Here is a 12,252-nt window from a genome sequence, read left to right as displayed (position 1 = left end):
CTACGGTGCTTTAATCCCTAATTTGTTGTTATGGAAGCATTATTCACCCCTGCACAAATAACACAATACCAGCGCGATGGGTACATCATCGTAAAAGATCTTGTTTCCCAACCTGAAATTGCACTGCTGTATAAAACGGCCCTGGAAGATGACGCCATGCGAAAAAATGCGCTGGACCTGAACGACCAGACCGGGAAGAAAACAAAACTTTCCCTTTGGTTCACACCCGGCAATGATGTGTTCGGCTATTTAACCCGCAGTGAAAAAGTGGTGAGCAGAACAGCTCAGCTGCTGGATAGCGATTCTGCCGTTTGCCACTTCCACTCCAAGCTCATGCAAAAGGAACCAAAGGTAGGCGGCGCCTGGGAGTGGCACCAGGATTACGGCTATTGGTACAAAAACCAGTTTATGTTCCCGGACCAGCTTACATCCGTGATGGTGGCATTAACGGCGGCCAATAAAGAGAATGGTTGTTTACAGGTCATCAAAGGATCGCATAAGCTGGGCCGCGTGAATCATGGCTTTGCCGGTGAACAGGTGGGCGCGGATATGGTGATGGTGAACAATGCGCTGAAAACAATGGAACTGGTGTATGTAGAACTGGCCCCCGGCGATGCGCTTTTCTTTCACAGCAATATCCTGCACCGCTCCGAAGCCAACCTGTCAGATCATCCCCGCTGGTCTGTTATTTCCTGCTATTCTTCGCAATCTAACCTTGCCTATAATGAAACATCCACTTCATGGAAAGAACCGGTGCAGGTGGTGCCCAACGAGGCCATCCTGCAATGGAAAGCAGCTTCTTTGTCTGAAGCGGACTTCCTGAAAAAAGAAAATGATCCGGCATTGAAAGATACCGGTTGGGAAAAAGAGGTGGATGGGAAATAATCACAAAACAGCTAATGAACCACGCTATGAAAATCGGGTATAAAATACTGCCTGCACTCTTCCTCTTTGCCCTTGCCTGCAGGAACGAAAAAAAAGAAATCGTAAAAAGCCTTGACCTATATCTTCCGAGTGACCTTGAAGTAACGCTATGGGCGGAATCTCCCCTGTTCTACAATCCCACCAATATGGATGTAGATATTAAAGGCAGGATATGGATCACGGAAGCAGTGGATTACCGCAACTTCAGAAACGATTCTGCCACCCATCTGTATCATGCAAAGGGAGACCGCGTAATGATCCTCGAAGACAGGGATGGCGATGGCCGTGCAGACACTTCCAAAGTTTTTGTGCAGGACAAGGACCTGATTGCGCCCGTTGGCATTGCGGTGATCGGGAATAAAATTATAGTGTCCTGCTCTCCCAATATCATTGTGTACACAGATGAAAACGGGGACGACCAGCCGGATAAAAAGGAGATCTTCCTGACCGGTTTCGGCGGCCTCGATCATGACCATTCATTACATACAGTATATGCAGGTCCGGATGGCAACTGGTATTTCAATGTGGGTAATGCAGGCCCACATGTTGTAACGGATAAAAGCGGATGGACCCTGCGGTCCGGCAGCATCTATACCGGCGGTTCACCTTATAATACGAAGAACAACGGCAACATGAAAAGTGACGACAGCTGTGTTTGGGTAGGCGGACTTGCCTTGCGTGTACAACCGGATGGAAAGGGCCTCAAAGTAGTAGGACATAACTTCAGGAATTCTTACGAAGTGATCCCTGATTCCTATGGCAACCTCTGGCAGAACGATAACGATGATGAAGTGATTGCCTGCAGGACCACCTGGCTCATGGAAGGCGGTAATGCCGGTTATTTCAGTACAGATGGTACCCGTACCTGGCAGGGAGATCACCGCCTCGGGCAGGAAGCGTTCACCGCACACTGGCACCAGGAAGATCCGGGAGTGATGCCGGCAGGCGACCGGTCCGGTTCAGGAGCACCCACAGGTATTGTTGTGAATGAAAGTGATGCGTTAGGCAGTGATTACTTAGGGATGCTGTTGAGCGCCGATGCCGGAAGGAATGTGATCTTCGGTTATCATCCTGCTCTCCATCAGTCTGGCTACGACATGGGAAAAAGAGAAGATCTGATCAGCTCCGTGTTGAATTCCAACGGCAATTATGTTTGGCATGATACTGCCAATAACAAGAAAAAAGAAAGCTGGTTCCGGCCGAGTGATGTGACCATCGGTACAGATGGTGCGATCTATATTGCGGATTGGTATGATCCCGTAGTAGGCGCCCATCGAATGGATGACAGTGTAGGATATGGAAGGATCTACCGCATAGTGCCCAAAAACAAAAAACTTACTGCGCCTAAAATTGATATTAATACCACCGAAGGTCAGATAGCTGCTTTGAAGAGCCCAGCCATTAATGTGCGGAACCAGGGGTTTACGCGCCTGCGCGAGAAAGGAGAAACATCTATACCGCTGGTGCAGCCACTATTGAAAGACGACAATCCCTATATCAGGGCAAGGGCAGTATGGCTGCTGGCACAACTGGGAGCAGTTGACGAAGTATTAAAAAACCCGGATGTTCAGTTGAGGGCTACGGCTTATCGTGCGCTTCGCCAAACAGGCCGTGATATGTTGCCCTATGCACAGGCAATGATAAAAGATACTTCCGCATTTGTAAGAAGGGAAGTGATCATCTCCCTACGGGACTGGACATACGAAAAAAAGAAACCATTACTCCTGGAACTGATCAAACAATACGACGGTGAAGACCGCTGGTACCTGGAAGCCCTGGGCAGTAGTTTGCAGGGGCATGAATCAGATATCTACCCGGAGATCGTAAAAATATTCGGAGAAGGAAAAGCTCCTGCTCAGTGGAACCGCAAAATGGTCTCGCTTGCATGGCGGTTGCATCCTCCCGAAGCTATACCTGCTTTAGCCTCGAGAGCAGGTGATACAACATTGACTGTGCAGGACAGGCTGGCAGCATTAACCGCACTGGGCTTTGTGAACACAAAACCGGCAGCAGAGGCTATGCTGGCACTTTCAAAAAAGAACATGCCGGATATATCAGAGGCAGCCACTTACTGGCTGGCTTTCCGGCAGAGCAACGATTGGGTAGACCTGCTTGATTGGAAGGCGCTTGATATGAACCCTTACTATGAGCGCAAACTGGCAAAGATGAAATTGAAAAAACAAACGATCCTGGACAAGCGCCAGCCGCTCGACGAAAGAAGGTTCCGTGCACAGCAAATGGCATTGGATACGGTGGGAGGCCAGTTGCTCATCGGCATGGCGGAAGAAAAAACCCTGCCCGAAGACCTCTTACCGATCATAGAAGAAAAAATATTCCTTAATACTGATCCTACCATCCGGATGCAGGCAGGCAAATACTTTAAACATCCCGGGTCCGACAAGTCTTATTCCATACCGGATATGCTGCTGCTTAAAGCGGATGTTCCGAATGGTAAAACAGTGTTTACTACCCGCTGCAGCAGCTGCCATAAACTGGGCGATAAGGGCAACAGCATCGGGCCTGATCTCACAGGTATCGGGAAGAAATTCGAAAATGCTGCACTGCTGGATGCTATCGTGAACCCCAGTGCGGGGATTGTATTCGGTTATGAGTCCTGGCTGGTAAATACCAACGATGGCGCCACCGTTTTCGGTTTCCTGCTCTCTGAAAACAAGCGATCAATTGTTATTAAAGATGTTAGCGGGCAGAAGCATGTAGTAGATAAAAAGAACATCAGTTCCCGGAAAAAGCAGGATAAAAGCCTGATGCCTGATCCTGCCAGTAATAATCTTACAGAAAAGGAAATAAGTGATGTGGTGGGGTATTTGAAGAGCCGTTGATTAGTGGTGGTGAAAAAAAATTATAATATTTTCCCTATCTTGATCAGCAAACGAAATCCCTAACTAATGACCGCAACACAACGCATTGCTGCTATCGACATCACCCGCGCCCTCACCATGTTCCTCATGATCTTTGTGAACGACCTCTGGTCCCTCCACGATATTCCCACATGGCTGGAACACACTGCAGCAAAGGATAACGGTATGGGCCTTGCGGACACCGTGTTCCCGGCATTCCTTTTCATCGTAGGCATGAGCATCCCCTACGCCATCAGCAACCGCATCAAAAAAGGCGACACCACCTGGCAACTGATACGCCACGTAGCAGAACGCTCCATCGCCCTGCTGGTCATGGGCCTCTTCTTCGTAAACGGAGAAAACCTGAACGCAGCAGCCACCGGCATGCCCCGCGGCGTATGGAACATCATCTGCTGCATCTGCTTCATTTTCATCTGGAATCAATACCCTAAAAAATTCCCTAAGACCGCACAATATGTGATCAAAGGCGTGGGCATTATTACCCTCCTCATGATGGCCTGGATCTGCAGAGGTGACGAAGGACGATTCACTACCTACTGGTGGGGCATACTGGGATTGATAGGCTGGGCTTACCTGGTAAGTGCCATGGTATATGTACTGGGCAAAGGCAACTTCATCGTGAACGTAGTGGCGTGGGCGTTATGCCTTGGATACAGTATGATGGTACATGGAGATGCGGCTCCGGGGGTATTCGGATACATTGCAGACGGCGCAATGCCTGCGCTGGTATTAGGAGGCGTGATCGTTTCACAGATCTTCCGCCACTACAGCACTGCCGGTAAATGGCAATCGGTAATAGGTGTACTCGCCGCATTAGGCGTGGTATTACTCACCGCAGGATTTTTAACACGGCCTATCTGGAGCATCTCCAAGATCATGGCAACACCCAGCTGGGTGTTGATCTGCAGCGCTATCACCATTGGCGTATTTATCTTCACCTACTGGCTGGCAGACCTGCAACAGAAAGCATCCTGGTTTACCGGCATCAAAGCCGCCGGTACAGATACCTTACTCTGCTATCTCATTCCCTATTTCGTATATGCCCTCATGTCCCTCGCTCATTTGAGCTTCCCGGATATGGTTTCCGGCGGCGCTATCGGCATTGTGAAGTCGCTGGTATTTTCTTTCCTCATGATCCAGATTGCCGGATGGATCAGTAAAGGTGGAATCCGTTTGAAACTGTAACTTTGTGATACTATGTTGGAAATAGCAAACGAATATTTACAGGTAAAGATCAGTACTGCAGGAGCAGAACTGCAAAGCATCATCCGGAAAGACAATCAGCTGGAATACCTCTGGAGCGGCGATCCCGTTTTCTGGGGAAAGAAGAGCCCTGTGCTCTTCCCTATCGTAGGTGCGTTGAAAGAAAACACCTATCAGTACAAAGGCCAGTCCTACCAGTTAGGGCGGCATGGCTTTGCACGGGAGATGGAGTTTGAAGTAACAGAACATACTGCCACCAGTATTACCTTCAACATCCAGGATAACGATCTTACCCTGCTGAAATATCCTTTCCCTTTCAGTCTGAATATCCGCTACAGCATCCAGGATGCTACACTAATGGTAGGATATGAAGTGCAGAACATGGGAGATGAAGCGATGTACTTTTCCATTGGTGCCCATCCGGCTTTTAAAGTACCGCTGGCGAACGGCACCACATTCGAAGATTACAGCCTGCATTTTTCTGACCCGGAAACAGCAGGTCTCTGGCCACTTACACCTGAGGGCTTAGTGATCCCCCAGCCCAACCCTTATTTAGATCATACTACGGAATTGCCGCTGCGCAAATCCCTGTTCTATAAAGATGCCCTTGTGTTCAAACACCTGGCTTCTACTGCCATCTCTATCAGGAGTGATAAAACACCGCATGGCTTAACCGTACATTTCCCCGGTTTCCCTTACATGGGCATCTGGAACGCGAAAGATGCAGACTTTGTTTGCATTGAGCCATGGTACGGTATTTCAGACCATGAAAACACCAGTGGGAAACTGGAAGAAAAGGAAGGAATCCTAACCCTTTTACCGGAACAGATCTTCCAGTCGCAATGGTCTGCCGTGTTCTTCTAAAATTAACATATTCAAACTCGTTTGCGCCTATGCGTTACACCATTCATTAACATCACCGGATCACAGGAATCTTACATTTGCATCGGTCAGTAATTTTGTTAATCTGAAAAACCCAACCCACCGATGGCAATCTTCGATTTCCCCAGATTCAATGTTAAAGGATTGATACAGGTCAATGTTGGTACGGCGAATAATGATGATTATTCCGGTTATCAATTCCCTAAAGGCAACTTCTATCCCGGCCAGCCCGTCCGCCTGGCTGACTCTAAAAATGTGCAGCCTGTTACGTATGGCATGACGGATGATCAATGGGTGAAATGGGTACAATCTTCCATACCTGTTTATGCGCCTCCCACTAAGGTGGCGAAATTCTTTTCCCGTTATGAAGGAGAGCCGACCAACAAGAACGTGATCCCCGGCGAATGGAATTATTACGGAGATATGGGCCTTACCATGATCAATGTAAAACTTGTTGGTATGAATGATCCCTACCAGAACGTTAAGCCAGATCTGGCAGCGCTTATGCGGGCATCCACCCTATCGTTCAATAACAGGCCCGGCAGCAATGGCAGAAGCACCGCCATGCTGATAGACATCAACCCGGAAGACCCTACCAACTCACAGGTATTTACAGACAACCTGGCGATGATGACGGATACGCAGGTGGTCTTCAACGGCAAACCTACCAAGGCCATGACACGCTGGATCAACTTTCAGCGGAATGCCAATCTCACGGGACCTAATGGCGCTGCTGCCAGCTTCCAGTGCGTAGTTCCGCTGTCTGAGCTGCAAGGCCAGGCCATCCTGCAGGGATTGCCTTTAAAATCCCCTTCAACCGGCAAAGCACTAGCAGGTATCGTATGCCGGTATACATTATACCGGCCCTTACAGGTGATCAATTACTTCAAATACACAGCTGCCGCATGGATCCAGCAAATGATCACGTTATACAGCACCGGGGGAACAAATGCAGATTTCCTCGAACTGCAGGGCACCATTGCACCATGGTATGAAGGAGATGCCATCAGCCAGACAACGGGCAGGCTCTTGAATCCCCTGGCATTCCCGGCCCCGCCTGATTTTAAAGGCAACGGCAAACCGGGTGCTCCTATGCGGGTAGCACCTGTAATAGCTAATCTGGATCTAACAAGAAAGGTATTATCCATAGACTGCTCCCCTACTTTCCCAGACAACTACAAGGGCACAGATGGCCCCAATAAATACGATCCGATGATCACGGGCAATGATCCGAAATATGATATCGGCAATCTCACGCTCAGCATTAAACCCAAAGATGGTCATCCTGCTATCGTGCAGATAGGTACGATCGATTACAAGGATATGCTGAAGAATGATGCGAACGGATGGATCTTTGATTTTCCGATCAACGCTGCCCTGTTGAATATGGTAGCAGAAGGCCAGCTCTTTGTGAATTGCCAGGGTACAAGCGTAAAACAAAATATCCTGGAAGAAACGCCTTACCTTATTTTCTCTGAAAGGTCCGGCGCATACGGGGAACAAAACCCTGTACCCGGCTCTACCAGTGCCAACTTCCGGGACGACAGCGCAGTCACTACTTCCGTTTCCTTCATCGCCTACCGCAATGGGAAACAGGTACCATCCGGCGATCCGCAAAAGTTCAGTCTCTATTACTACGATACCACGCCCAACCAGGCGCCCGGTCCGCGTACACTTTTACAGGCCAATTATGTGCTGGGTAATCCCGTTGCCGTGCCTGTAAGTTCCTCCGGAAATATCCTGATTACCTGCACACCTGCAGAAGTGATGCCTCCGTTGGAATACGGCAACTTTGATCCGCTCACCGGCTCTATCCTCAACCTGCGCATCCTGCCCAATGACATCAACTATTCGCAATACTATAAAGACCCGAAAGCAAAGATCCCTGAAGGCAATGATTCACTCACTTTCCAGGTGATCTATGACCAGGTATTGCGCAACTATTATCTCTTATATCCTGCCATGAGCAAAGTAGTGAAGCTCAATGATCCACTGATGTGGGAAGATGCTACGATGGCCCGTGAACTGATGAACCGCATCAGCCTGCCCGCATGGCCTACTTCCATTGCCATGCCCCGCACCCGGGACCTTTCTGATTCCCGCAGGCAATTACTTACCGCCTGGTGCCTGAAGATCATCAACCGTAAACCCTCATCCGCCAAAATTGCACATCCATGAAAAAACATTCTTTCCTCCTGGCTGTTATACTTTTTTGCTGCCTTCACCTGGCCGCACAGCCTTATACGATAACACTTACCCCTTCATCGGTCAATACGAAAGCGCCCGCCTTGCAGTCATTCTGCATTGGCACTTCCGGTAATTACTGGTTATTGATCGGTGGCCGCACCAATGGTTTTCATGGTACGGGAGGCAGCAGCAGCACCTTCCCTTCTTCCTTCGATAATCAAAATATCTATGTAGTAGATCCCAATAGTAATAACGTATGGAGTGCCCCCATCCCCGCAAAGTTTTTATACCAGCTGCGTTCTACCAATATGCCTTACTACCAGGATGGCAGCATGTTGTATTGCATTGGCGGATATGGTAATGGCTGCCCTTCAGATACCCCCGGATGTTACCAGACCTTTCCCAATCTCACCGCCATCAATGTACCGGGGCTCATCAATGCGATCAGATCAGGCAGCACCAATCTTACGCCCTTCATCAATTCCATCTCGGATAACAGGATGAAAGTGACCGGCGGTACACTCACTAAACTGAACGGGTTCTTTTACCTCGCTTTTGGGCAGAATTATAATGGCAAATACAAACCGGGAGTGGATGGTAAATACACGGAACAGGTAGCGCGTTTTCAGATCAGTAATGTGAATGGTGTGCCTTCTGTCAGTAATTACACAACGATCACCAGCCCTTTAAAATACCAGGACCTGCCACAGTTTCACCGCAGGGATTTTAACGGTGTGCCTTATGTAACGCCGCAGGGGTCACAGGGTTTTGCGGTATTAGGTGGTGTGTTCACCAGTCGTGGCGGGCCTTTTCCCAATCCTGCCTATATCTCTTACATGGGTGCTGTTACGGTGGATGTAAACTTTGCACAGAAATTCTGCCTGTATGATTGTGCTTCTATTTCTTTATACAATACCCGTAACCAGCAATCATACGTTACGATGATCGGTGGCATCACGGATTATTATTTTGGGGAAGATGGAGATACCATCCCCAGTAATGCCGGCAATTTTATGCCCTGGTTCAATCATGCATCCACAATTGTATATACGTCAAAAGGAGTGACGGAATATCCGCAGGCAAAGGTGAAACTGCCGGGATATATTGGTGCTAACGCGGTGTTTGTTCCCAGCCCTATGACACCGCTTTATTTGGGCATCAATGGTGTGATAGATTATGCAAAGCTGCCCAACGGAAGCTCCATGATTGGCTGGATGTACGGAGGAATTGAAGCTACGGCTCCGCAAAGCAATGGGTTTAATCCTACGAATTCAAGTAATGTTATTTATACGGTAACCTTATCGCAGAACTAGTTTTTTATGATTCGGATTTCTGGTTGATTAAAAAAGCGCTCATCTTTCGGGATGGGCGCTTGAATTTCTTTTCATTCTAAAATAACAAAACCTCTCTCAGCACTTGGTTTATTTTTAAAAAGCTTCTCTTTTTCTTTGAAAGAAAAATCCTTTCTCTTCTATTGGAAAATCTGTTTTTTCTTAAAAAGAAAAAACCTCTCTCAGCACTTATTTAATTAGAAAAGCATCTTTTCTTCTTTGAAAGAAAACCCTTTTCTCTGCTATTAAAAACCTGCTTCCTCTTAAAAAGAAAAAACCTCTCTCAGCACTTAGTGGTCTTCTTCTTTTTAACCCCTCCCGGCCTATTCCTCGCAGCATTAATATAATCCTCCGCCAAAGGAACCTTACACGCCGTATCACCCATATTCACACTTACAACACCCACTTTCTTAGCCACAGCCATCGCCTCTTTAGTTAAAACATCCACATAAGTCCCCACCCCTATCACAAATCCATTCATCGAATACCGCACCCTGTTCTGCGCTGTATGTATCTCCGCCTGCACACGTTTCAGTAATTGCTGCAACTTCGGAATATCCAATTCAGCATCCGGCCTCATAGATACAATCCCGCTCAAAGTATTCCAGCCACTGCAGGCTATCATTTCATCAGAAGAATCTATCCACTTCAACGCCAGCTTCCAGCCCTGCGGATGTTCTGCTGCCACCCAGGCAACCGTGTATTCACTGATAGCAGGAGATTTAGCATGCTGAACCCACTGCTCTAATTGTTTCTCCGTCATCATGCTGCCATCTGCCACCAGCCCCGCAAGATACATCGCCTCATACACCCCGCTGTCATACAGCGATAACGCCAGTGCCTGATCATTTTTAATCTTCTTCTGTATTAGTTTCAGGTCTCCCACTTTAGCACCATAGATGGGCTCCTGGCATCCATGCCGCATCATCGTGTTCTTAGTGGAAACACTACCATAGGTTTTGATAGCATCCAACACTTCCTGTAAGGTCATTGGTATAGATTTAAGGTTATTCTTCTATCAAGATCCCCATCTTCCCCATTTGAAAATCACGCATGGCCTCCAGCACTTCCGTTTCCGTATTCATCACATAAGGCCCGTGCTGCGCTATGTTTTCATTCAGTGGTTCCCCGCTGGCAATGAACACACGCGTATCTTCTTCCGCAATCAGGTTAAAACCCTCTCCATCTTCATTGAACACCACCGCATGAAAAGCCGTGTACACACTCGCGCCTTCCACCCTCAACTCTCCGTCCAGGAGATAGATGAAGGCATGATGCGTAGCAGGAATAGGAAAATAAAATTGCCCGCCTTTTTTAAGATGAGCCGTAAAAGTGTTCACGGGTGTTAAGGTGGGAATGGGACCTTTGGTGCCCAGCAATTCTCCTGTTACCACATGCACAACAGCCCGCCCATCTTCCGTTTTTAATGAAGGTGTATCTGCTGCATGCAACGGATAATAAGCCGGCTGGTCCTTTTTACGGCTGGCCGGCGAGTTCACCCACAGCTGCAGTAATTCCTGCACACCGCCTGTTTCATGAATATCTTCCGGTGGTCTTTCACTATGGATCACACCCATACCGGCATGCATCCATTGTGTACCACCTTCCCGCACCACACTATTGTTACCGCGGCTATCCCGGTGATGCACACCACCTTTAAAAATAAAAGTGACCGGAGAAAATCCCCGGTGCGGATGTGGCGCCACGCCGGCATGCCGGGGCGGAATATAGGTAGGTACTTCTATGTTGATGTGGTGTAATAACAGGAAAGGATCTATCCGGTCCGCATGCGCAGACGGAAAAGGCTGACGAACAGGTATATCGCCTGTTTCTTTCAGATCAGCATAGAGAACAGTTCTTACGCTTCGGTATTTATGCATAGTTTAATCTTCGGATGGCTTATCCGCATTCATATAAAAACTCAAAGCACCGGAGGGGCACTTTTGCACCTGGGCAATCAATGCAGCCGTATCAGCTGCGTTGATCTTGATCCAGGGTTTATCTCTTGGCTGAAATACTTCCGGCAATCCACGTGCGCAAATGCCAACATGCTGACAGATCCTGGGCTGCCACACGATGGTGACTTCGCCGTTCGTATATTCCAGTTTTGCTTCCATATCAGGTATAATTTTCAGGATTTAAGCAGGCTGCGCTTGAACGCTTTGAACTCTTCACGCAGATCAACGAACAACCGGTCGAACGTATCCATATCATCTTGCAGTTTGTTGTGCAGCATATGCAACTGTGCAATTTCCCCGTTGTTCTCAGACATCAGTTTGTCTACTTTAATGATCAGTTGCAGCTCATCATTCACTACTTCCTTCTGGCGGATCAATGCATTCTGAAAATGCTCGATCTTTACCTGCTGGTCGTGATCCAGTGGCTGACTGCTGATCTCTGTCAATTCGCTCGTTAATGATTTGATCTCCTTTTCGCTTAGTAAAAGGTCCTTCTTCCATTCCTGGTGCAGGTGATGTAGTTCTTCGAAATTTTCTATGGCCATATTTAGAGGATTGTGTCTATACGTTAATGCCGTGTGCCAGTAACCGCTTCCATTCCGGGTGTTTGCGAAGATAGGTAGCCACATACGGGCAAAGGGGAACCATCTTTAGTTTTCGCTCTTCAACTATTTCCAGCACGCGCTCTACAAGTGCCGCGGCAATACCCTGGCCTTCCAGGGATGGTGGAACTTCCGTATGCGTAAGGAAGATCTTATTTCCACCCATCATGTACTCTACTTTAGCCAGCAACCCGTCAATTTTCACTTCAAATTGCCTGGCATTCACATTGTCTTTTACATCCAACAGCTTCGTATCCATGTTATATTTGGGTTTTAACTTGAATAA

At 47.9% G+C, this 12,252-nt stretch carries 11 protein-coding genes; 6 read left to right on the top strand and 5 right to left on the bottom strand.

The window, feature by feature from the left end; genetic code table 11:
• The first annotated feature begins 30 nt into the window (after window positions 1-30).
• The 6 genes from GFS24_RS01265 to GFS24_RS01240 all read left to right on the top strand — a co-directional run bounded on the left by GFS24_RS01265 (window position 31) and on the right by GFS24_RS01240 (window position 9,388).
• Window positions 31-885 (top strand): phytanoyl-CoA dioxygenase family protein, encoded by an 855-nt coding sequence (locus GFS24_RS01265; protein WP_153657760.1) that lies wholly within the window; start codon window positions 31-33, stop codon window positions 883-885.
• Window positions 886-911: 26 nt separating this feature from the next.
• Complete coding sequence (locus GFS24_RS01260) at window positions 912-3,764, top strand: PVC-type heme-binding CxxCH protein (RefSeq protein WP_153657759.1); 2,853 nt, start codon at window positions 912-914, stop codon at window positions 3,762-3,764.
• Window positions 3,765-3,830: 66 nt separating this feature from the next.
• Window positions 3,831-4,988: a DUF5009 domain-containing protein gene (locus tag GFS24_RS01255; protein WP_153657758.1), complete on the top strand. Its 1,158-nt coding sequence runs from the start codon at window positions 3,831-3,833 to the stop codon at window positions 4,986-4,988.
• Window positions 4,989-5,000: 12 nt separating this feature from the next.
• A complete protein-coding gene (locus tag GFS24_RS01250; RefSeq protein ID WP_153657757.1) occupies window positions 5,001-5,870 on the top strand; it encodes an aldose 1-epimerase family protein in 870 nt (289 codons plus the stop codon).
• Between the two features lie 123 nt (window positions 5,871-5,993).
• The gene (locus GFS24_RS01245; protein ID WP_153657756.1) at window positions 5,994-8,066 is read left to right on the top strand and encodes a hypothetical protein; all 2,073 of its coding nucleotides are present in this window, start codon (window positions 5,994-5,996) and stop codon (window positions 8,064-8,066) included.
• Window positions 8,063-9,388 (top strand): hypothetical protein, encoded by a 1,326-nt coding sequence (locus tag GFS24_RS01240; protein ID WP_153657755.1) that lies wholly within the window; start codon window positions 8,063-8,065, stop codon window positions 9,386-9,388. Before GFS24_RS01245 ends, GFS24_RS01240 begins: the two co-directional genes overlap by 4 nt.
• A gap of 301 nt (window positions 9,389-9,689) precedes the next feature.
• On the opposite strand, the gene GFS24_RS01235 is transcribed toward GFS24_RS01240, so the two are convergent.
• Genes GFS24_RS01235 through GFS24_RS01215 form a run of 5 tightly spaced genes read right to left on the bottom strand, consistent with a single transcriptional unit; the run spans window position 9,690 to window position 12,225 of the window.
• On the bottom strand, window positions 9,690-10,397 hold the full coding sequence (locus GFS24_RS01235) for a DNA alkylation repair protein (RefSeq protein ID WP_153657754.1): 708 nt from the start codon (window positions 10,395-10,397) through the stop codon (window positions 9,690-9,692).
• 16 nt (window positions 10,398-10,413) lie between these two features.
• Entirely contained in the window at window positions 10,414-11,286 is an 873-nt protein-coding gene (locus GFS24_RS01230; RefSeq protein ID WP_153657753.1) for a pirin family protein, read from the bottom strand.
• A 3-nt stretch (window positions 11,287-11,289) separates the two neighbouring features.
• Window positions 11,290-11,523 (bottom strand): (4Fe-4S)-binding protein, encoded by a 234-nt coding sequence (locus GFS24_RS01225; protein ID WP_153657752.1) that lies wholly within the window; start codon window positions 11,521-11,523, stop codon window positions 11,290-11,292.
• Window positions 11,524-11,537: 14 nt separating this feature from the next.
• Window positions 11,538-11,909 carry a hypothetical protein gene (locus tag GFS24_RS01220; protein ID WP_153657751.1) on the bottom strand — a complete coding sequence of 124 codons (372 nt, stop codon included), beginning with the start codon at window positions 11,907-11,909 and terminating at the stop codon, window positions 11,538-11,540.
• A 16-nt stretch (window positions 11,910-11,925) separates the two neighbouring features.
• Complete coding sequence (locus tag GFS24_RS01215; RefSeq protein ID WP_153657750.1) at window positions 11,926-12,225, bottom strand: GNAT family N-acetyltransferase; 300 nt, start codon at window positions 12,223-12,225, stop codon at window positions 11,926-11,928.
• Window positions 12,226-12,252: the final 27 nt, after the last annotated feature.

This window comes from Chitinophaga sp. SYP-B3965 (assembly GCF_009647655.1).
Classification (GTDB): Bacteria; Bacteroidota; Bacteroidia; order Chitinophagales; family Chitinophagaceae; genus Chitinophaga.
Note: the sequence above shows the minus strand (reverse complement) of the source record. Positions and strands in the feature narration are given on the sequence as shown.

Bases quoted from the DNA above. Each gene is read 5' to 3' on its own strand.
- GFS24_RS01265 (WP_153657760.1), top strand. From the start codon at position 31: ATGGAAGCATTATTCACCCCTGCACAAATAACACAATACCAGCGCGAT.
- GFS24_RS01260 (WP_153657759.1), top strand. From the start codon at position 912: ATGAAAATCGGGTATAAAATACTGCCTGCACTCTTCCTCTTTGCCCTT.
- GFS24_RS01255 (WP_153657758.1), top strand. From the start codon at position 3,831: ATGACCGCAACACAACGCATTGCTGCTATCGACATCACCCGCGCCCTC.
- GFS24_RS01250 (WP_153657757.1), top strand. From the start codon at position 5,001: ATGTTGGAAATAGCAAACGAATATTTACAGGTAAAGATCAGTACTGCA.
- GFS24_RS01245 (WP_153657756.1), top strand. From the start codon at position 5,994: ATGGCAATCTTCGATTTCCCCAGATTCAATGTTAAAGGATTGATACAG.
- GFS24_RS01240 (WP_153657755.1), top strand. From the start codon at position 8,063: ATGAAAAAACATTCTTTCCTCCTGGCTGTTATACTTTTTTGCTGCCTT.
- GFS24_RS01235 (WP_153657754.1), bottom strand. From the start codon at position 10,397: ATGACCTTACAGGAAGTGTTGGATGCTATCAAAACCTATGGTAGTGTT.
- GFS24_RS01230 (WP_153657753.1), bottom strand. From the start codon at position 11,286: ATGCATAAATACCGAAGCGTAAGAACTGTTCTCTATGCTGATCTGAAA.
- GFS24_RS01225 (WP_153657752.1), bottom strand. From the start codon at position 11,523: ATGGAAGCAAAACTGGAATATACGAACGGCGAAGTCACCATCGTGTGG.
- GFS24_RS01220 (WP_153657751.1), bottom strand. From the start codon at position 11,909: ATGGCCATAGAAAATTTCGAAGAACTACATCACCTGCACCAGGAATGG.
- GFS24_RS01215 (WP_153657750.1), bottom strand. From the start codon at position 12,225: ATGGATACGAAGCTGTTGGATGTAAAAGACAATGTGAATGCCAGGCAA.